This window comes from Caldifermentibacillus hisashii (genome assembly GCF_039654145.1).
Lineage (GTDB): Bacteria > Bacillota > Bacilli > Bacillales > Caldibacillaceae > Caldifermentibacillus > Caldifermentibacillus hisashii.
Genome location: NZ_CP155467.1, coordinates 1213594 through 1235448, shown reverse-complemented (window position 1 = coordinate 1235448; position 21855 = coordinate 1213594). Strand labels below are relative to the sequence as shown.

19 protein-coding genes and 1 pseudogene are annotated in these 21855 nt (G+C 37.5%); 6 read left to right on the top strand and 14 right to left on the bottom strand.

Annotation, left to right across the window (positions count from 1 at the left end; genetic code table 11):
* Positions 1 to 10: 10 nt before the first annotated feature.
* A complete protein-coding gene (locus NSQ14_RS05770) occupies positions 11 to 730 on the bottom strand; it encodes a (Fe-S)-binding protein (protein WP_108897768.1) in 720 nt (239 codons plus the stop codon).
* A 156-nt stretch (positions 731 to 886) separates the two neighbouring features.
* Positions 887 to 1594, bottom strand: coding sequence for a FadR/GntR family transcriptional regulator (locus NSQ14_RS05765; protein ID WP_041845998.1), 708 nt, complete (start codon positions 1592 to 1594; stop codon positions 887 to 889).
* A 485-nt stretch (positions 1595 to 2079) separates the two neighbouring features.
* Here NSQ14_RS05765 and NSQ14_RS05760 point away from each other — a divergent pair, with 485 nt between their 5' ends.
* Positions 2080 to 2880 carry a DUF2935 domain-containing protein gene (locus NSQ14_RS05760; RefSeq protein ID WP_082035212.1) on the top strand — a complete coding sequence of 267 codons (801 nt, stop codon included), beginning with the start codon at positions 2080 to 2082 and terminating at the stop codon, positions 2878 to 2880.
* A gap of 129 nt (positions 2881 to 3009) precedes the next feature.
* Here the strand turns inward: NSQ14_RS05760 and NSQ14_RS05755 are convergent, their stop codons facing one another.
* From NSQ14_RS05755 to gltB, 5 genes are all read right to left on the bottom strand, one after another.
* Complete coding sequence (locus NSQ14_RS05755) at positions 3010 to 3180, bottom strand: hypothetical protein (RefSeq protein WP_156103193.1); 171 nt, start codon at positions 3178 to 3180, stop codon at positions 3010 to 3012.
* 134 nt (positions 3181 to 3314) lie between these two features.
* Complete coding sequence (locus NSQ14_RS05750; protein ID WP_034768994.1) at positions 3315 to 3527, bottom strand: DUF5316 family protein; 213 nt, start codon at positions 3525 to 3527, stop codon at positions 3315 to 3317.
* 478 nt (positions 3528 to 4005) lie between these two features.
* Entirely contained in the window at positions 4006 to 5421 is a 1416-nt protein-coding gene (locus NSQ14_RS05745) for a SpoVR family protein (protein WP_034768993.1), read from the bottom strand.
* A 274-nt stretch (positions 5422 to 5695) separates the two neighbouring features.
* Entirely contained in the window at positions 5696 to 7171 is a 1476-nt protein-coding gene (gene gltD / locus NSQ14_RS05740) for a glutamate synthase small subunit (protein ID WP_041845995.1), read from the bottom strand.
* Between the two features lie 15 nt (positions 7172 to 7186).
* A complete protein-coding gene (gltB, locus tag NSQ14_RS05735; RefSeq protein WP_034768991.1) occupies positions 7187 to 11725 on the bottom strand; it encodes a glutamate synthase large subunit in 4539 nt (1512 codons plus the stop codon).
* A gap of 144 nt (positions 11726 to 11869) precedes the next feature.
* Between gltB and NSQ14_RS05730 the strand changes: the two genes are divergently transcribed.
* On the top strand, positions 11870 to 12772 hold the full coding sequence (locus tag NSQ14_RS05730) for a LysR family transcriptional regulator (RefSeq protein ID WP_034768990.1): 903 nt from the start codon (positions 11870 to 11872) through the stop codon (positions 12770 to 12772).
* 85 nt (positions 12773 to 12857) lie between these two features.
* Here NSQ14_RS05730 and NSQ14_RS05725 read toward each other — a convergent pair whose 3' ends face one another.
* Complete coding sequence (locus tag NSQ14_RS05725) at positions 12858 to 13835, bottom strand: M14 family zinc carboxypeptidase (RefSeq protein WP_041848214.1); 978 nt, start codon at positions 13833 to 13835, stop codon at positions 12858 to 12860.
* A 193-nt stretch (positions 13836 to 14028) separates the two neighbouring features.
* On the opposite strand from NSQ14_RS05725, the gene NSQ14_RS05720 reads away from it, so the two are divergent.
* From NSQ14_RS05720 to NSQ14_RS05710, 3 genes are all read left to right on the top strand, one after another.
* Entirely contained in the window at positions 14029 to 14277 is a 249-nt protein-coding gene (locus tag NSQ14_RS05720) for a YhdB family protein (RefSeq protein WP_041848213.1), read from the top strand.
* A 276-nt stretch (positions 14278 to 14553) separates the two neighbouring features.
* Positions 14554 to 14985, top strand: a complete 432-nt coding sequence (locus tag NSQ14_RS05715) for a disulfide oxidoreductase (RefSeq protein ID WP_346216973.1) — start codon at positions 14554 to 14556, stop codon at positions 14983 to 14985.
* Positions 14982 to 15392 (top strand): thioredoxin family protein, encoded by a 411-nt coding sequence (locus tag NSQ14_RS05710; protein WP_041848212.1) that lies wholly within the window; start codon positions 14982 to 14984, stop codon positions 15390 to 15392. Before NSQ14_RS05715 ends, NSQ14_RS05710 begins: the two co-directional genes overlap by 4 nt.
* A gap of 119 nt (positions 15393 to 15511) precedes the next feature.
* Here NSQ14_RS05710 and NSQ14_RS05705 read toward each other — a convergent pair whose 3' ends face one another.
* Together NSQ14_RS05705 and NSQ14_RS05700 are read right to left on the bottom strand one after the other, a co-directional pair.
* Complete coding sequence (locus NSQ14_RS05705; protein WP_034769123.1) at positions 15512 to 16063, bottom strand: SLOG family protein; 552 nt, start codon at positions 16061 to 16063, stop codon at positions 15512 to 15514.
* 13 nt (positions 16064 to 16076) lie between these two features.
* Entirely contained in the window at positions 16077 to 16475 is a 399-nt protein-coding gene (locus NSQ14_RS05700) for a YhcU family protein (protein ID WP_034768984.1), read from the bottom strand.
* A 183-nt stretch (positions 16476 to 16658) separates the two neighbouring features.
* On the opposite strand from NSQ14_RS05700, the gene NSQ14_RS05695 reads away from it, so the two are divergent.
* Positions 16659 to 17588, top strand: coding sequence for an RluA family pseudouridine synthase (locus NSQ14_RS05695; protein ID WP_346216972.1), 930 nt, complete (start codon positions 16659 to 16661; stop codon positions 17586 to 17588).
* Positions 17589 to 17773: 185 nt separating this feature from the next.
* On the opposite strand, the pseudogene NSQ14_RS05690 reads toward NSQ14_RS05695, so the two are convergent.
* The 4 genes and pseudogenes from NSQ14_RS05690 to dapA all read right to left on the bottom strand — a co-directional run.
* A pseudogene (locus NSQ14_RS05690) lies at positions 17774 to 17926 on the bottom strand (aldo/keto reductase); the annotation flags it as partial.
* 23 nt (positions 17927 to 17949) lie between these two features.
* Positions 17950 to 20052, bottom strand: a complete 2103-nt coding sequence (locus tag NSQ14_RS05685) for a BglG family transcription antiterminator (protein ID WP_346216971.1) — start codon at positions 20050 to 20052, stop codon at positions 17950 to 17952.
* A 263-nt stretch (positions 20053 to 20315) separates the two neighbouring features.
* Positions 20316 to 20963 carry a ketohydroxyglutarate aldolase gene (locus tag NSQ14_RS05680; protein ID WP_227091278.1) on the bottom strand — a complete coding sequence of 216 codons (648 nt, stop codon included), beginning with the start codon at positions 20961 to 20963 and terminating at the stop codon, positions 20316 to 20318.
* A complete protein-coding gene (dapA, locus tag NSQ14_RS05675) occupies positions 20956 to 21852 on the bottom strand; it encodes a 4-hydroxy-tetrahydrodipicolinate synthase (protein WP_346200712.1) in 897 nt (298 codons plus the stop codon). Before dapA ends, NSQ14_RS05680 begins: the two co-directional genes overlap by 8 nt.
* Positions 21853 to 21855 lie beyond the last annotated feature (3 nt).

The window sequence follows — 21855 nt, the reverse complement described above, 5'->3', positions numbered from 1 at the left end:
CCACCTCTTGTCAATTATGCGTATTTAAAATTTCTGAGATATGTATGACTTTGACATTTTTGCCCTCTCTTTGCATGCGTCCGCCGATATTCATCAGGCAGCCCATATCGCCACCGACCAAATATTCAGCACCGGTTTCTGTCACATGGCGCGACTTTTCCTTCACCATCTCGGCGGAAATTTCCGGCTTTTTCACAGAAAATGTACCGCCAAAACCGCAGCAATCCTCAGCGGAAGGCAATTCTACAAATTCAATTCCTTTTACATTTTGCAAAAGAATTTTTGGTGCATCTTTCACTCCTAAAATCCGGGTCATGTGACAAGATGGATGATAGGTGACTTTCCCTTTGAAAGTTGACCCAACATCCTTCACTCCCAATACATCGACAATAAACTGAGTTAATTCAAATGTTTTGGCAGCAAGTTCTTGGGCGGGTTTTTCCCACTCAGAATCTCCTTTAAACACATGCGGATATTCCCGGATCATACCGACACAGGAACCGGACGGACCGACGACATATTCGGCGTCTTTGAATGCTCGGATCATTTGTTTCATCGATCCTTTTGCTTCTTCCAAATAGCCGCTATTGTATGCCGGCTGTCCACAACATGTTTGCAAGGTTGGAAAGTCAACTTCACATCCAAGCCGTTCTAAAATTTCTACAGTGTTTTTCCCGACATTTGGAAACATAATATCACTTATACAAGTGATAAATAATGAAACTTTCACAATATAACACTCCTTCACGTTCTACAAATCTATAAATTTATAAAGTGAAACTTCCATCAGCGGGGTTTTCTTCCCAATGATGGTTAGTTGAACAAACCAGATGCATAGGGGCAAGCCTTCTTAACGGATTTACTTAGCGATATGGTGAGGAAAATTCTATTCAATATATTTAAACAACCGGTTTTTTGTATTTTCCAAATGGTTGAACATAACCTTACCTGCCAGATCCGAATCTTTTTTCTTAATAGCCTCGAAGATTTGTTTATGTTCAACTAAAAGAAGATCTGCTTGATCTTCTGAATAAAGGATTACTTTCCTCGTTTCTCTAATCGTTTCGGAAATTAACTCAGACATACTCCCCATTAAACTGATCAGCAAATGATTATGTGTTGCCTTTGCTATGGCAAGATGAAAATCCGTATCGGCCTTTTGCGCCTGATCTTCATCTCCTCCCGCATTCTCCATGACGTTAAGCGCTTCTTCCATTGGAAATAAATCTTCTTCGTTACAGTTCATTGCCGCTAAACTCGCTGTTCCAACCTCCAGGATTTTCCGGACTTCATACAATTCTTTGACATCATTTTGTTTCATCAAAAATGCGGTTGTGACCGGCAATGTGAACTTGGATGGGTCAAACTTTTTTACATACGTCCCTTCCCCCTGACGCATTTCGACCAATCCCATTGTTCTCAATCCGTTTAATGCTTCCCGTATAGCAGAACGACCTACCCCGAAATTTTTCGCTAATTTTTCAACAGATTCGATTTTTTCACCCGGTTTCAGTTCCCCATTTTTAATCATGTTAATAATCGAGTCTGCCACTTCTTCGTAAATTTTCTTCGTTTGTATCCGCTTGTACTCCAATTTTCCTAGTCTCCTTTAGTTTTTAACTTATTGTACGGAACAATAAGTTAAAATTCAAATACTTCAAGTCTCTTAACCATTTGTTTGACAGCATTTGATTTTCACTAAAAACAAAAAATACCACTCTTATATGGCTTTTCAAATAACGAAATAAGAGCACCAGCAAGCGCTAACATTTTATATCACTTATGCAATTAGTAAGGTCATCTGATGACCATACCATTATTATACTTTTTATCTATAAATTTGACAAGTTAATGAACATGAAAACAGTGGAAATTCATGTTATTATAAAAAATTTTTTGATCCCTTTTTGTGCAGTAGTGAATCAGGCGGAAGTATCGTTTGTATTACCAATTCTCAGCAACTCTTGACTTAATTTGTGAACACATTTAACAAATTAACCTGTCCCGCTTATTTTCCCGCTTATTTTTCTCTATATGCTTGAATATATTTAGTTAGATGATAATAAGGAGCTGATGAGATTGTCTCAATTTTTAAAAAGTGCTTCGTTTGAACATCAATTTTGGTTGCAAGTTTTTGGTGATCACGCGAGATTTATTCATGATTCCCTCTATCCTTCAAAACAGGAAGATATTGAACTGGCAAGGGCATTTATTCATACTTTCGATCAGTTGTTAAGCCAATCTAAATCATTAACCGAACAAAATGTGATTTCCTTTACCAATCAGGTAGAAGAGGTTGTCGATAATTTTAAGGAATTTAAATTGATGATTATTCGGAGACACATAACTGGTGAAGCCGGAATTCATTTAACTCCCACTTTTCTTAATCATATGGTGAATGAACTGGAAGAATATCAACGGGTATTGAGCTATTTAAAAGAAGGCCGAGTCCCGCCGATTTTTCATGAATTGCACCACCATCTCCTTTGGTTGGCAGATGCTTATGGTCATTCAGGTACCATCAATGATGAGTTAGATGGAGTTGAAAAGCGGCTCAAGGAAAAAAGTCATGAGTTTACGAAGCATTTTGAGCAATTTTATTTGAAAGCATCCGAACTTACTGGGTATTTGCGTACAAATGTCCATTCCTTCCCGGCTCTTGAAAAATTCAATAATGATGTTGAAGTGGAAATTAAATTATTTCAAACCTTTCTTCATGAATTGGAAGAAATGGAACTATCCCACACGGTTCTCAGTACCTTTTCCGCATTAATGGCCGACCATATGTACCGGGAGGAATGCTATTATTTAATGAAACTTGCTGAATCAAGGAATACTACCCCGCCAAACTGTGACCCTACCAAACCAAGAACGGAATAAGACTAATATAAAAAAGGTTGAAAACGTATCTTCCAATTATCTTACAAAAAACCAATAAGCAATCCTTTCACTTAAAAAGCGGTCATTCACCTTTAATCTTTTGAAGATGTTGACCGCTTTAAGAAATCTTTATTGATAAAACCCATTTTGGTTATTTTCTTGCTGAGATTTCATTTCCGCCAATTTGTCGATTTGTTTTTCCGTAGCATCCTTTGGTGGTTTCATTCCTGATTTTTTCTCAAAATAAATAGCAATGCCGCCGATTAGGAAAACCGGGATAAGCAGATATAACCAGATCACGCTTTACCACCTCCGTTAAAATTAGGAATGATGGAAATTCTCCTGAAAACTGATTAATGTATAAACGCTGCAATTGGACGTCTTTATCAACGGTTTTGTTCCCGACAAGATTGAATACTTGGCATGTTTGGTCTTTATGAGAAAAAGTAAAGGCATGCAGCAATTATTAAAAAAACAATTCCTATATACCCAGAGTACGATGCTATTTTCATCCTAAAATCCCTATGCCCTTTTGTTTCAGAATAAAAATTTGCTCTTTGTTGTTGCCCATCAACCCAAGCGCCACTAAAGATAGCCGAAATAACAATAAAAACAATTCCAGCAATAAATGAAAATTTTAACATCATAAGAATTGATCTCCCTTTTTAGATCATGATATGAGTGACCAGACTCCTGCATTTACCTTAAAAAGATTAGGGTTAAAGTTCGACATCTGACATATAACTTAGGAGATATATATTAATATACCATAATATACAAAATTATTCAAACTATATAAATTTATCTTATATTAAAATGATCGGCAAATACATTTTTCTCGTTCAAAAAAGTGACACCATTTACAATTATCACAAGCAGCTCCTCTGAAATTCCCGTCATTTCATTAATAAGAGGTTTATCCTGTTGTTCTTCTCATTAATCGCCATACACAGCATACAAAACAAGCCGACATTTCAAAAATGAAATAGTCGGCACTTCACTGTTATTTGTCAATTATTTTCCCTAGTAAATCATTTAACCCCAACTATTTTCCGGTTTGTCACAAATATCGTCTCTGTACACTGTAGTCACACTTACCTTATCTTTCACGATGGTAATCGTTTGTCACAAATATCGTCTCTGTATACTCCGTCCGTCAAAACTATAGAGAATCGGTTTTTCTTCAACAATTGTTTCCATATGCACACTACGGCCCCAGAGCTGATAAATATAAGGGAGTACTTTTTCTAAATATTTCAGATCCAGCTCAATTCCTTCATAATGATGTTTCAAATAAAGCTCGCCATTGCGTAAATAGTCCCCATCATTAACCGTAATATAAGGAAAGCCGCCGTTTACCCGCATGTTTACCAATTGGTCGCGGACATGCTCCCATTCTTTGTCGACAATTTTATAATCCCTTCCTTGCTTTTGAAACAAATACATATCTTCGCGCATGACCAGTTCTTTTGTTAAATAATTTCGTAAAAACGATTGATCGGATTCAAGTTCGCGAACTTCAAAAATTTTCTCCCGGCCGGAACCCGGTTTAACGCCAAGTTTCTTCATTTGTTCAGTCGGATTGTTATAACGTTCTTCAATATCTTCAAAGATTTTTAGCCCAAGATAATATGGATTAATTCCTGTTGTTGAAGGCTGAACGACACCGGCATTCAATTTGGCAAATTCAATGGCTTCATCACTCGTCAAGTCCATTTCTCGTAAAATCCGTTGATGCCAGTATGAAGCCCAACCTTCGTTCATTATTTTCGTTTCTAACTGCGGCCAGAAATATAGCATTTCTTCGCGAATCATTGTTAAAATATCCCGTTGCCATTCCTCTAATTCCCGACTGTAATGAACAAGAAATAGGAGTAAATCCTTTTCCGGTTGTGGCGGGAATTTTTTTATTTTCTTTACTTTTTTCGATTTTGTTTCTTTCGGTTTATCAAGATTCCAAAGATCGTCGTACGGTGATGCTTTGGTCGGTTCCTCTTCCTCATATTCGACGTCATCCAGTGTCCAGGCCAAATGCGGTCGTACCAATGAAGGATCGATATGTTCTTCAATCGCCAGAACCGCATCGATGAACGATTCCACTTCTTTTTTTCCATATTCGATTTCATATTGACGGATTCGTTCAGCCGTAGCCGCCATACTTTCCACCATATCCCGTTTCGTATTTTGAAAACGAACATTGTTTTTGAAAAAGTCGCAATGGGCAAGGACATGTGCAACAATAAGTTTATTTTGGACTAGGGAATTGGAATCAAGTAAAAAAGCATAACACGGGTCAGAATTAATGACTAATTCATAAATTTTGCTTAATCCGAGATCATAGTGAAGTTTCATTTTAAAAAATTGCTTTCCAAAACTCCAGTGGGAAAATCTGGTAGGCATCCCGTACGCCCCAAATGTATAAATAATATCTGCCGGACAAATTTCATATCGCATCGGATAAAAGTCTAAGCCAAAACCTTTCGCAATCTCGGTAATCTCATCAATTGCTTTCTCGAGTGCGAGGTGCTCTTCCTGTTTCATCGGCTAACCTCCCTACCTACAATTAAGAATGGACAATGATTTTCTATACAAAAACTTCCTCTCCTTATCTACAATTTATGAACTTTTAAAGAAAATGATGATTGTTTTGAAAAGAATTGAGTTTTTTACATAAGAGGTTTGGGAGAAAATAGTAGATTTTTTAACCTTAAAATATGAATATCGGTTAAGGATGCCATTTTGACATAGTCGGAAAGTATTTAAGTATAAGCACACAGAGAAAGAAAAAAAGCTGCCTCAAAAAGAGACAACCCTATTATACAGCGACAGTTTTCAAGTAATAATCAACCATTCTAGCAACTGCACGACCTTCGTTAATCGCCCAAACAATTAAACTTTGACCACGTCTTGCATCTCCACAGACAAAGACGCCTTCCACATTTGTTTGGTACTTACCAACGGAAGCTTTTATTTTATGATTGACCGTTTCCACCCCAAATTGGTCAGCCAAAGAAGTTTCCGTTCCTTCAAATCCGATAGCAATAAAAACATAGTCAGCCGGCCACACACTTTCTGTTCCGGGCAGCTCATTAAAATGGTAGGAGCCGTCTTCATGGTAAATCTTTTCCATTTGAACGGTATGAAGAGCTTTCACGTGACCGTTCGCATCCTTTTCGATCTTTTTCGTTTGAATTAAATATTCTCTTGGATCGGTGCCAAAAATAGTTTTTGCTTCTTTATGCGCATAGTCTAACGTATACACATTGGGGTAGCTCGGCCACATATTATCAGCTGTACGTTCCATCGGCAATTCCGGATGTTTACTAAATTGAATGACGCTGTTACATTTTTGCCTTAGTGCTGTTGCGATACAGTCGGCCCCGGTATCACCGCCGCCAATAACAATGACATTTTTTCCTTCTGTATTAATAAATTGACCGTCTTGGAAATTTGAATCGAGTAGACTCCTTGTTACTGAAGTTAAATAATCCATGGCAAAGTGGACACCCTTTGCATCTCTTCCTTCAATTTGCAAGTCGCGATGTTTTTGCGCCCCGGTTGCTAGGATTACTGCATCATATGTCGACTTTAATTCATCAACAGAAATATCTTTTCCGACCTCTGTATTCGTGATAAATTTAATTCCTTCTTGTTCTAATAAACGGATGCGGCGTTCAACGATTTTTTTATCTAACTTCATATTTGGAATTCCATACATTAATAAGCCGCCGGGACGGTCAACCCGTTCATAAACAGTGACGGAATGTCCTGCCTGATTTAACTGATCGGCACTTGCCAACCCGGCCGGCCCGGAACCGATAACAGCTATTTTCTTCCCTGTTCGGGACGTCGGGATTCGCGGTTTGATCCAACCATTTTCAAAGCCTTTATCAATGATGGTCCGCTCGATATTTTTTATCGAAACGGCCGGTTCGGAAATTGCTAATGTACAAGAACCTTCACATGGAGCGGGACAAACCCGACCGGTAAACTCAGGAAAATTATTCGTCTTAAGCAATCTTTCCAATGCTTCTTGCCATTTACCACGGTAAACAAGATCATTCCATTCAGGGATTAAGTTATTAATTGGACACCCTGTGGTTACACCATTGATTTCCATTCCAAGGTGGCAAAAAGGAGTGCCGCAGTCCATGCAGCGTGCTCCTTGTATTCGTAAAACTTCATCGGAATAAGGAGATGAAAATTCATTCCAGTCATTGAGCCGAGAACCGGGTTCTCGTTCAAAAACATGTTCGCGAGTATATTCCATAAATCCCGTCTTTTTCCCCATTTTCATCTCTCCTCTCTATTTATTCACTGCCGGTACAGCTGATTCTGTAGTATTCATTTCATTTAATTGATGAAATGCTTGAAATATTGCTTCTTCCTCTGTCATACCTTGTTTCGTCAATCGGGTGACAAGACGGTGAATTTGTTTATAGTCCTTTGGAATGACTTTAACAAATTTCCCTTTTATCCAATCCCAATTGGCCAGGACTTTTTCAGCTTTATTGCTTCCGGTATATTCAAAATGTTTTTCGATCATTTTTTTCACTTCATTTATTTCATCTTTTTCTGTTAAGCTTTCAAACTCAACTAATTCACTATTAACAAGGGATTTAAACTGTTCCGGTTCATCTTGGAGTACGTAGGCAATTCCGCCTGACATACCGGCAGCAAAATTTTTACCGACATCGCCTAAAATTACCACCCGTCCGCCTGTCATATATTCACAACCATGATCACCGATTCCTTCTACGACTGCATGAACACCGCTATTTCGAACAGCAAACCGTTCACCGGCACGTCCATTAATATACACTTCCCCGCTTGTTGCCCCATATAAAGCAACATTACCAACAATTACATTTTCTCCCGCGGCAAATGGAGATTCACCCGGTGCACAAACAATCAACTTGCCCCCGGATAAACCTTTTCCAAAATAATCATTGGCATCTCCGGTAATGATAAGCGTCATTCCTTTTGGCACAAACGCACCAAAACTTTGACCTGCAGCCCCATTAAAATGAAGTTTTATTGTATCTTCCGGCAGACCCTCTTCACCATATTGTTTGGATACTTCACTCCCGACAATGGTTCCGACAGCCCGGTCCGTATTTTTAATGGCAAAAGTACCTTCCACTTTTTTACCGCCCACGAAAGCCGGCCGAACAAAAGATAACAATTCCCGAAGATCCAATGTTTCTTCCAACTTATGATTTTGCTTTTTCTTAGAAAGTCGACCGAAATCCGGTTGATAAAGTATTCTAGTTAAATCTAAATCTTTTGCTTTCCAATGAGCTTTTACATGTTCGCCTACTTCAAGAATATCTGTACGTCCCACCATTTCATCAACTGTGCGAAACCCAAGTTGAGCCATGATTTCTCTGACTTCTTGAGCAATAAAAGTCATAAAATGAATCACATGTTCAGGTTCCCCGGCAAATTTAGCCCGTAATTCCGGATTTTGAGTTGCAATGCCAACCGGACAAGTATCCTGATGGCAAACTCGCATCATCACACAACCGACGGAAATAAGCGGTGCTGTAGCAAAACCGAATTCTTCCGCCCCAAGCAAGGCTGCCATGACAACATCTTTCCCGGTCATGAGTTTACCGTCTGTTTCCAATACGACACGATCACGTAATCCATTTAGCAACAAAGTTTGGTGAGCTTCGGCAAGCCCCAATTCCCAGGGAAGACCGGCATGTTTAATGCTTGTTCTGGGCGATGCACCTGTTCCGCCATCATGACCGCTGATAACAATCACTTCGGCATTCCCTTTTGCAACCCCGGCGGCAATCGTACCAACCCCGGCTTTGGAAACAAGTTTCACACTGATTCTGGCATCTCTGTTTGCATTTTTTAAATCAAAAATGAGCTGTGCTAAGTCTTCAATAGAGTAAATATCGTGATTCGGCGGCGGAGAAATAAGTCCGACACCCGGTGTGGATCCGCGAACTTCGGCAACCCACGGATACACTTTATTTCCCGGCAGCTGCCCTCCTTCACCCGGTTTTGCGCCTTGTGCCATTTTAATTTGCAGTTCATCTGCATTGACTAAATAATGACTTTTTACACCGAAACGACCGGAAGCAATTTGTTTTATTCGACTCTTCCTGCTGCCGCCGTTTGCATCGGGTTTATAGCGAGCAGCATCTTCTCCTCCTTCACCGCTGTTACTTTTTCCTCCTAAGCGGTTCATCGCAATCGCAAGTGTTTCATGAGCTTCTTTACTGATTGAGCCAAAGGACATCGCACCGGTTTTGAAACGCTTTACAATATTTTCCACCGGTTCAACCTCTTCAATCGGTACAGGTTGCAAACGTTTTTTAAAAGTAAACAGATTCCGCAAAAAGTGAATTCGTTCATCATTCGCAAGTTTTGTATACTTTTTGAATAATTGATAATCCCCTTTCCTTACCGCCCACTGTAATGTATGAATGGTCAGCGGGTTGAATGCATGTTGTTCCCCATCAACACGGTATTGAAAGTCACTTCCGGATTCAAGCAGAGAATCCATCGGGTGGCTGTAGGCGGCTTCATGACGAAGAATCGCCTCTTTAGCAATTGTATCCAAATGAATCCCGCCAATTTGTGAAACCGTTCCATGAAAATATCGGTCAATCACTTCATTGGAAATCCCGAGGGCTTCAAAAATTTGGGCGCCGCGATAGCTTTGAATTGTTGAAATCCCCATTTTCGCCATGACTTTTACAATTCCGTCGGTAATCGCTTTTACGTAATTCTGCACCGCCTTGGTATAAGAAAAATCAAGGTCACCATCTTGAATTGCTTTTTGGTATGTCGCATAGACAAGATAAGGATAAATGGCATCAGCGCCAAACCCGATACATGAAGCAAAATGATGAACTTCTCTTACTTCTCCGGATGCAACGATGATACTTGCCTTTGTTCGTAACCCCTTCTCAATTAACCGATGATGGAGCGCGCTGATGACTAATAGAGGCGGCATTGGGACATGCGCTTTGTCCATTTTTTCATCGGATAAAATCAGTAAGGTTATCCCTTCGTTCACTGCCTTTTCCGCTTCTTGCAACAAGTTTTCTAACTCAGTCTCTAAATCATCGGTAAATACAGTTGATAAAATCGTATGCTGAAAATCAGGTTTTTGATTCTCTATTAATTGTTTAAATTGTCCCGCCGTTAATAACGGTGTTTTTAATTCGATGCGGCGGCAGTTTTCCGGACCCGGCTTTAATATATTCCCTTCCGCTCCTAAATACGTAACCGTTGATGTGACAATTTTTTCACGAATCGAATCAATCGGCGGGTTTGTCACTTGGGCAAATAATTGTTTAAAGTAATTGAATAACGATTGCGGACGCTCTGATAAAACAGCAAGCGGCATATCATTTCCCATCGAACCAACCGGATCTTTACCGTCTATAACGAGCGGCAGTAAGTACTTATGAATGTCCTCATACGTATAGCCAAGTGCTTTTTGCCGTAAAGGAATGTGATCCACAATTTCCTCAGTCTCATCTTGATCGTTCAGCAAAACAAGCTCTTGTTGCAGCCATTCCTGGTAAGGCCATGCCAATGCGGCTTCCAACTTGGTTTCTTCATCTGAAATGATTCGTCCTTCTTCCAAATCAAGCAGTAACATTTTTCCCGGACTTAATCGTTCTTTATATAAGATCTTTTCCGGTTCGACATCAATTACGCCCACCTCGGAAGCGAAAATAATGTAATCATCTTTTGTTACATAATATCTCGCCGGTCTTAAGCCGTTTCGGTCCAAAACAGCTCCGATTTGTTTACCGTTCGAAAACATAATAGCTGCCGGTCCATCCCACGGCTCCATATGCAAACTTTGGTATTGATAGAAAGCACGTTTTTCCGCAGAAATATGTTTGTTTTCCGACCAAGGTTCCGGAACAAGCATCATCGCTACTTGAGCAAGCGGCATGCCGGATAGGACAAAAAATTCAAAAGCATTATCTAAAATCGATGAATCACTGCCGTTTACATCTAAGACCGGCATAATTTTTTCCGCATCAGCACCAAAAGCGTATGCAGCCAGGTGTTTCTCGCGGGCTTTCATCCAATTAATATTGCCTCTTAATGTATTAATTTCACCATTATGCAAAAGATAACGATTTGGATGTGCTCTTTCCCAACTTGGAAATGTGTTCGTACTGTAACGGGAGTGGACAAGTGAGAAACGTGAGACAAAATCTTCATCCTGCAAATCTAAATAAAAACGATCTAATTGATCCGGATTTAACAGACCTTTATAAACAATTGTGCTACTCGACAAACTCGAAAAATATAATTCTTTTCCGTGTTCTTTAGCCCATTTTTCCACTTGTTTTCGAATGACATATAATTTTCGTTCGAAATTGAGTTGATTTACTTCTCCAGGTGATCCGATAAATACTTGACGGACAACCGGACAGGATTGCCGGGCTTTTTCGCCAATTTGCTCTTGATTGATCGGCACCGTTCGCCAGCCCAACAATATTTGTTTTTCTAACCGAATCGTTTCATTAATATAATATTCAATTTCCTCACGTTCATTTTCGGTTAAAAAGAGCATGCCAACCCCGTAATATCCTTTGGAAGGAAGTTGAATGTTTTTTAGATTTTTCCGAAAAAAACGATCAGGGATGTCCACCATTATTCCTGCTCCATCACCGGTCATTCCGTCTGCCGCTTTCCCTCCCCGGTGATCTAAACTAGTAAGCATTTCAATTCCTTTTTTTACAATATCATGGGTAGATTTTCCTTTTATATGTGCATACAAACCAATCCCGCAGGCATCATGTTCAAAACTTGGGTGATACAGTCCTTGAGATTGAGGTAATTGGTGAAAAGTCATATGATTCCCCTCGTTTCCGTTTAGTCCCTTTCTGAATTTTCGTTGTAGTACTAATTATATATTTTCAAATTGATACAAACAATATATTATTAAGATAGAAACTATCTCAAAAAACGATTAGTAAATGATTAGGAGGGGAAACATTTGGAATTACGACAATTACGGTATTTTGTTGAAGTAGCCGAGCGGGAACATATGACAGAAGCAGCCGACCATCTCCATGTTGCTCAATCGGCCATCAGTTTACAAATCGCTAAACTGGAAGATGAATTAGGGGTTATGTTGTTTGAACGAGTAGGAAGAAATTTAAAATTAACTGATATTGGAAAAACATTTTTAGTTCATGTTAAAAAGGCTTTGCAAGCAATCGATTATGCAAAAGAAAAAGTCGATCAATACTTAGATCCGGAACACGGCACGGTGAAAATCGGTTATCCGTCTAGTTTTGTTAACCATTTATTACCAACGATTATTTCAAATTTTAAAGTAATTCATCCGACAGTCAGTTTTCACTTGAGACAAGGTTCATATGCTTATTTAAGTAAAGCGGTTAAAAGTGGCGATATTAATATTTCGTTCTTGGGTCCGACGCCTCCTGAAGATTCAGATATTAGAGTGGATATTTTATTCTCGGAAAAATTCTCTGCCTTAGTTCCTTTGCTTCACCCGTTATCTGACAGGGACCATATTCAATTAAGTGAACTGAAAGAAGAAGATTTTGTTTTGTTTTCGGAAGGTTATATTTTACGAAAAATTGCCATCGATGCTTGTAAAAGTGCCGGCTTCTTTCCGCGAATAACCTCTGAGGGTGAAGATATCGATGCCATTAAGGGCTTGGTTTCGGCCGGGATTGGTGTTAGCATTTTACCGGAAAATACATTGATTAACAATATTCCAAGAATGACGAAAAAAATTGCGATTTCCTTTCCTGAAGTTAAAAGAACAGTAGGCATTATAACGCCGAAAACACGTGAACTGGCACCATCGGAAAAAATTTTTCACCAATTTGTTGTTGACTTCTTTACAAAGTTAGAAAGATTTCAGTAATTTTTCACTCTCAAACAATCAGTGCGGCGATTCCAATTCCCCACTGATTGTCGTTTCATGAGTGACAGCTCTCTTTTGCTTCTTTCTATCTCCAATTGGCCATTTCGCTTGCCAGATAAATGCCAACCAGTCTGTTTCGGCGCCATTCCTCCCAAAGCTTCCTTATGGGCGGGTTGGATTCTTGATGAAAATCGGTCAATTCGAGAGTAAATGCCGGCTTCCCGTATTCTTCAATAAACCAATCGGTAAATCCCCCTCCATTGGCTTCTTCAGGCGGGATCGACAAAGAATAACCGGTTAATTCGGCTAATTTGGTTGCCAAAAAATAATCCCTAACGATATTTTGCCGGGCACCGTATTGCCAAAAAATTTCTTGCCCGGATGAATGGTAAGCAATTGCCGACATCGGGTTGATTTCTTCTACAAACCGAACGACCGCTTGTACCTCTTTTGCCTCAAAGGGTTGCTTTCCTTTATAACCTTTATAGGACGGAAAAGGGCTGCCGGGAACGTCTTGCCAGCCGGACGGATATTGCCGATTTAAATCAATTCCGATGCCATTTGCTTTCCATCTTTTAAAATTAGGACTACCGTCATTCATGAAAATAAAATCTCGCTTGTTCTGCACCGGAAGTTTCCCTTGTTGAATATCTACCCCGTCCGGATTTAACATTGGTACAAACCAAATCGAAACTTTATCAAATATGTTCGAATCAAATTTCCCGATTTTTTTCTTATGTTGATAGGCATCAGCGTATCTTTCCAACATCACCATAAGCAAATTAGAGGTGATCCATTCCCGGCCATGATGTGCCCCGATAAGTAAAATTGATTCTTCCCCTTCACCAAGTTTTATTGCCCAAATCGGCTGGTGAAAATGACTTGTCCCTATTTGTTTTACGGATAAATTATTTCCATATTGTTTATGAATATCTTTGAGATCCGCCTCTAATTGTTCTATCGTATAACCATCTACTGCATCAACCATATAAGCACGACCTTGATCAGGCATGAATAAGAAAAAGAAAATAAAAATGAATCCGTATTTAACAACCACTCTCATTTGCTTCCACATCCAGCTAATTAGTTTATCCTGTGTTCATTTTTTATTTTTCACTTGTTTCGTTTTGTTAACCCGCGAATATACTGGTAAAAAAATACGTCCCCAGAAATATCGTTTTGTTAAGATTTACTTTACAAAAATATCTTATTTCCGCATACAATATCATTAACTCCTGAAAAAAGGAGGTTAATACATGAACAAAGCAGATTATGATCGCGCATTGTATTACACATACCGTTCCCAGTGGGATAATTTGCTAATACTCATGGTCCGCACAAAGGATGATTTTTTATCAAAACGAATTGAACATTTTTTACACGCTTATTACTATCAAAAAAATGATACAATTGTGGAAAAACATCTATATGCTTTATTGCAATATGCCGCTTATGCGAATGATAAAGCAACCATCATGCAACAAGATGTTCTTTACTCGGTTTGACTGGTGAAAAAAGCGAAGGAAACAAAATTCCGGACTGTTTATGGTGAGAAACACGTTGGTATTTTCACGTTTCACTCCATAAACAGGCCTTTTTATTTTTTTAAACTATTTTCCAAAATCAATGGAGAAAAATTTCCCTTTTTTATAAAAAAATAAGTCCATTTATCCAAGTATTTAAAGAACATGAAAAATGAAACATATGGTACAATTATTTTAAGTTTGACCTTTTATTTCTGAAATATGAAAGATGGTACTTGGAAAAAGGTGGGGAAATACTTGGCAGAGAAAAAAACTGACTGGTTATTTTTTAGTAGCTGGGCTGTTTCGATTATTGCGACTTTTGGCAGTTTATATTTTTCTGAAGTTAAACATTATGAGCCTTGTGACTTATGCTGGCTCCAACGTATTTTTATGTATCCGATGACGATTTTGCTTGGGGTTGCCTATGTGAAAAAAGATTGGAACATGAGTTTGTATGCCATGATTTTATCTGCGGTCGGCGGATCGATATCCCTTTATCATTATTGTTTACAAAAATTATCTTTCGCCGGAGATGGGCCATTATTTTGTGGAAGAGTCCCCTGTACAGCACAGTACATCAATTGGTTTGGTTTTATTACTATTCCGTTTTTAGCGTTAACTGCATTTATAATGATCTTTATGATTAGTTTTACGATCAGGAAAGGCTTGAAGGAGGGAAATAAATGAAAAAAGTATTGATTTTTTTAGGAATTATCGTTGTTCTTTTTGCAGCGATTGCCTTTTTAAATAATGCCCAGGAGAACGATGCACAGGACTACTATAAAAATTCTGTAACACCGGATGAACTGCAGGATGAATTGAAAAATGACGGTACGGCCACTGTGTATTTTTATAGCCCGGAATGTATCCATTGTCAAAAAACAACGCCAATTGTCGTTCCGCTCGCCGAAGATTTGAACATTGATTTGCAAATATATAATGTCTTGCAATATGAACAAGGTTGGGATGATTATAAAATTGAGGGCACACCGACAATTATTCATTTTGAAAATGGAAAAGAAGTGGCTCGGATTCATGGAGAAAAGAAAAAGGACGAGTTCCAAGACTGGTTTGAGGAAAATGTTTTGAAATAGTTTTTGTTTTTCCGGATGAAAGAGCGGAAACCATACCCGGCCGGTTTCCGCTTTTACTGCTTCACCGCAATTGCTTTATACGGCTTTATAAAACACACAAAGCTTTCCTTTAAACATGACTAACCGTTATCCATATCTTCATCAATTAATGCTTGCAAATCATCGGAATTGATGACAAGTAATTGATAGTCATGAGTCTCGGCATAAATTTTCGCCATTTTCAATATGTATTGTGGGGAGCCGACTTTTTCATCGTCATAAACAAGTAAAAGACCATCCGAATTTCGGATAAAAAATTTGTTTTTCGCAACGAACTGCCAAGGTCCTTCATACGGTTTTTTCGTAACCGTCGAATGAAAATCAGCGTTCAATAAAATCTCCTCATATTTCTCTTGTTTTTCCTCTTTCCAGTTTTTTTCCTGATCAAGAAATGGGGTAATTACGGCATATTTTAGCTTTGGATACTCACATTGCAAGTCCATAATTACTTCCGCCGCCCATGTTTCAACGCCTAATTGGCCACTCAACAAAACCCATTCAAGACCTTCTTCCAACAAAGGGATAAGCTGCTTTTTGATCGCTTTTTTAATATAAGGGATTCCCGGATGATTCGAATGAAAAATCCCTAATTCATGCGGTTTGTAACCTGTAATCACCAGACGTTTCATTATGCAATCACCCAAATTATACGAGCCAATGATTGGCAGCTTTCACATGAATACTGCCCATTTCCATTGAAACATTTTTAGTTTCTAAAAAGTTTTCATAAGAAAAAGGAAATGAAAAACCAAGATTGTTTAAGATTTGTGCGTTTTTATTAAACATTTTTTGGTATTTTTCTTTCTCAAGACTTTCCGATTCAATAAGAAAACAAATTGTTTCCAAGCACGCTATAATTTGATAAGCTTCTTTTAACGTGTCAGACTGATTATCAAAATCATTAATATTTAAAAAGTTCATTTTGATGAATTCATTTATTTGTTTATCCGTAAAATATTTCGGTAAGATATTTGAGTAGAAATATTCAACTAAATGATTTATTTTTTTCTCTTGCTCCGGGGTGGAAGCATATACAATCTTCAAGATCAAACCCACCTTTTGGACAATTTTCTAGAATAATGTAAAATACTGTTTCGGATTTATCGATAAAATAATTTCCCTATGTGTATAAGATAACAATAATTATACTCATGAACAAATCATTTGTCTGTGGAAATTTCAGGTTAACCAGTGAAAAACAGTTAGTTTTGGAGAACTTTAAAAAGAATGGGTGATCACATGATCAAAGTAGAGAAATTGGACAACCACCTGCATGTAGTAGTTCCTGCAGAATGGGATGGGATTTCCATTGATGATTTATTGAAAAATAAATGGCAGTTGGCCAAAAAACGCATTCACCAAATGAGAATGGACAAGATGGTGAAACAAAACGGTCTTTCCGTTCCATTTGCCAACAAATTAAGAGCGGGTGATCAGCTTATTTTTGAAAATATATTTTTTGAAGCAGACTACGGCAACAAACCTTCACCTCAATCTGTGCAAATATTGTTTGAAGATGATTTTTTGTTGATTGCCAATAAACCGGCACAACTGGCAACACATCCAAACACTTCTGCTGACACGGATACTTTGGCAAATCGGATTGTCCATTATTTAGCGGTAAAGAATGAACCTGCCAAAGTACAACATATCCACCGGCTTGATAAAGATACAAGTGGTGCCGTTCTTTTTGCAAAATCGCCTTTTATTGGCGGCATTCTTGATAAACAATTGGAAAAACGCAAAATAAAACGTACCTATATGGCGATTGTTCATGGAAAATTACAGAAGAAAAAAGGTACGATTAATGCGCCTATTGGTCGTGACCGCCATCATCCGACCAGAAGACGCATTTCAAACACAGGTCAACCGGCTGTCACCCATTATGAAGTGATTGGTTTCGATACAGTGAAAAATTTGAGCCAAATCATTTGTCGCCTTGATACAGGACGTACCCACCAAATTCGGGTTCACCTTTCATCTATTGGTCATCCGCTTGTTGGTGACGTTTTATATGGCGGGAAGCCTCTATTTTATCGTCAAGCCTTACATGCAAAATATTTATCGTTTATTCATCCTTTGACGAAGGAAAAAATAGATATAGAAGCACCTTATTTGGATGATTTTCCGGAGCTAACAGGAAGTGGCGGTATATAAGTAGTAGAGACTGATCATTTTGACGGGCGGCTTTTAACCTGGAAAGATTTTCATATTAGTAGGTAGCGGCAAAAATTTTATCTAACATTGTTCTCTGCTAGGATGTGAAAAATTCAGCAAAATTCAGCCCTTCAAATTTATCCAGTAAAAAAGGATAGTATTGGCACTATCCTTTTCCATTCACATTAAAACAGAAATTGATCCGGATCTTTTCCGGTCCGTTCGTTTTTATTCAGGGCATCAATTCTCTCCATATCTTCCGCGGTTAATTCGAAATCAAATATATCCGCATTTTCCTTAATTCTTGACGGTGTAACGGATTTTGGAATTACGATTACATCAACCAAGATCATATTAACTTTTATTCCATTGTACTTGAGCTAATAGTACTTTGACTAGTGTAACATCTAATATACTCTAATACGGCCTTCTTGTCTTTGGTCCCATCAAGCATTTCAAAAAAAGATTTTTGGTTAAGTAAATGTAGTAGATCAGACATAGCTGGCAAATGTTTTTTATTGTCAAGACTGCTTAAAAAAAAGATATACTTTACTGGCTTTTCATTATTTCCAAATTCGACAGGGCGATTTAATACGGTAATTCCAATTGAATAAGAAAGTGCCCCAAATTCCGGTCTCGTGTGCGGTAGTGCAACAAGAGGGGTAATAACGAAATACGGAGATAAATTTTCTACAACTTTCTCAACGTAATCTTGAGTTACTTTGTTTTTTCTGACTAATGAATTTCCTGATATTCGAATGGCCTCTTCCCAATCCTTTGCATCTATCCCTAAATTCATACAATCTTCAGAGATTAAGTCGATTAGTCGATAGCCCTTCTCTTTCTTTTCATTTTTTAATTTAAAAGATGAGCTAAAAAAGGAAAGCAATTCACTATATAATTGGGTCGGATTACTAATCGTGGCATATTTCCAAATAATTTCCATTATTGATTCTAGACTAGGCTGTTTGAAAACAGATAAATCCAATAGTGTATATACTTGACGAATAATTTCATACCTTTCCCTCGGATTAATAATCGGATTTATTTTAATAATCGGAATATTTGACTCAATGAGATGCAATTGATATTCTGTTGTAAAAATAATATCGACGGGTTTATCAAAATCTTTAAATTTAACAGCATCAATCGGCAAATAAAAATTTAAATCAGTAAACATTTCCTTCAGTTCATTGTACAATATTGCCGAAAGTCCGATACCGTTTGAACAAACAACTAATGCATTTTTCTTAACGACTTCTTCATAATCTCGTTTCTTAGAATAAATACTGGCAAAGTGCATCGTTAAGTAGGCAATTTCTTCTTCTGGAATTTCGCCATCAAATAATCCTTCTAATGGTTTCATCGTTTCTTTAACTAAAAGAAACAGCTCACTATATTCCTCTTTTATCTTAGGATACAAAGGATTATATATCGGCAATCTAAAAAGAAGACGATAATAAGCCGGGCGAATGTGCGAGTATAATTGTTTAAAAATCTCAGGTCCTTCATTATAATGGGTTCCGCTTAACACTTCAAATCGGATCATGATTCTGTCAACAATTTCACTTATAATAGGTTTATCTTCAGTCTCTTCTGCAAAATTTCCGACAGATACAGCTAAAATCCAAGCAGTAATATAATGGAATTCTTGTTCGCTAAAACTGGTTGTATCTTTATAATAGGATAATAATTCTCCAGTAAACTTATACTCTTTCATTTCAGAAATAATATCTAAATTTGGCTTTCCTAAATATTCTTCAGTTAAATTTTTGTGATTTTTCAGTCTTGCTTTAAGAAAAATAAAAATATAAATGAATTCATCCAATCTATCACCAACAAAATGGATTTTATACTTATTAGCTAGCTCGGTAATCGTCTTTTTAGAAAATTGGAAGGACTCCAGATGGTAGTCGTCAATTATTGAATCAAAAACAACAGAATTGTGATCATCCTCTAATGATAGTAAAACAAGCTTCATCATATATCCGCGGATATCGAGTTCTGGTCCGCTAATATAATAACCCTTTGACCGATTGTTACTAATTTTAATATTCTCTTTTGCCAGCTCCTGCTCCAAATCCTTTAAATCATTTAAAATGGTAGAACGGCTTACTTTCAATGAAGACATAAAGTGCTGCAGTGAAAGATACTCAAGATTCATAAACAGCATAATATAGAGATAAATAATTCGTTCCCTTTTATCAAAATAGTAAAATTTATCATTGTAGGATTTTCGCAAAATCTCGATCAAAAAATTTTTTGTTTCAGTTTTTATGATGATTTCTTTTTGATTTCCATACTCAATGGGAGGGAGTTTTTTTGCTTCTACAAGGTCATTAATCTTTTCAAGTCTGTATGTAATTTGTCTTTTTGAACAATTAGTTTCTACTTCTAAATCAGTTCGGGTAATATAAGACTTTTTGACAAGAATTTTGATTAAAGCAATTAAATTCTTATCCATTCGATCACCACCCTACCAACATTTAAAAATATATTTCCTCTAGTATAATTTGTTAAAGAGACTCCTTTAACTCAGTTGCTCAACCAAGGAGAAGGATTTTAAAAAAAACACTCGCTGATTATTTTTTGATTTTATTGTGATAATAATATAATTTTTTCAATCCTGGCCGAGCAACCTTTATTCAATCAAGAAAGACCTAGTTAAATATTATTTTTATAAGCTAACTAAGAAAGCAATTTTTTTTACAATTTTAAATTATACCTTTATTTTACACCAATTTTTGTCTTCTTATTTTGGTTTATTATTTTACAAATTTTACTAGCATTCTCGGCAATTTCAACAGCAGATCCTTTTGTTAATAGTCCGCCAATTCCACAGCATTCAACTCCCCGCTTTACCCAGTCACTTAAATTATCCAACGTAATTCCCCCAGAAACTAAGATTGGCACTTCAGGAAGCGGTGTTTTTAATATCGTAACAAGCTCCGGACCGTAAAAGTTTGAAATCGGAAAGGCTTTAATAAAGGATGCACCACCTTCAAGAGCTTCGATAACCTCCGTTACAGTTGTACAACCAGGTGCATAAGGTATTTGGTATCTATTACAAATTTTTGTAACTTCTCTGCTGAAATTCGGGGCAATAATAAATTTAGCCCCATGTAAAATTGCTAACCGAGCTGTTTCACTATCTAGCACGGTACCAGCTCCAACAACTAATCGGTCACCAAACTTATCATTTAAAGCCTTAATTACCTCACCTGCATTCGGAAAAGTATAGCTAATTTCTATTATATCGACGCCGCCATTTAAACAGCCTTCTGCAATTTCAATACCTCTTTCAACAGTGTTTGTTCTCACAATGGCCATCGCACCAGTGTTTACAATACGCTGCATCACATTTAATTTAAACATTTTCAATCACCTTTAGTTGATAAAAATTCAATGCTTCTTTTATTTTCAAAGTATCTTCCTCACTCAAAGATTTTACCGGAAGTCGCGCATCACCAACATTTACACCAAGCAGAGTCACAGCCTTCTTCATTACAGAAGGTACTGTACCCAATTTTAGTACCTCCCGTAATACATCAACATCCTTTTGCAATTTTTCTGCTTCATCCAGATAGCCATTGATAAATTTGTGATAAATGGATATGATAACTTCTGTAATAACATTGCTCGTACCAGAGACAGCACCAGAAGCTCCCATTTTTAAAGCAGATAAAATTTTCGAATCTGAACCTACTAAAACAGCGAAATCATGGTCCTTGACTACATCGATGTAACCCTGCATGTTTTCCATATTCCCACTGCTATCTTTAATTGCAACAATATTTTTTACTTCTAATAAAGTTGCAACGGTACTTGGCTCAATATTCACACCTGTATTTTTTGGTAAGTTATATAAAATAATGGGTGTATTAACAGATTCGGCAATCATTTTATAATGCTGGATTAGTTCCTCCTGGGTTGGAGCTATTAAATATGGCGTAATGACGGATAGAGCATCTGCTCCAACCTTTTCCATTTGCTGGGCAAGCTTAATAGTTTCCTTTGTTCCACAAGCACCTACTCCTACATAAACTGGAATGCGGTGATTGACATGATCAATAACAGTTTTAGAAAATAAAATTTTTTCCTCATTACTTAAGTGGTGGAATTCTCCATTTGTTCCTAGAATAAATAATCCGTCAACGCCACTTTCAATCAATTTATCAACCAATTGGCAGGTTGCTACCAAATTAAGATTCTGAGCTTCATCGAATGGTGTTACCATTGCTGTTATAATCCCTTTAATTTTCAACTA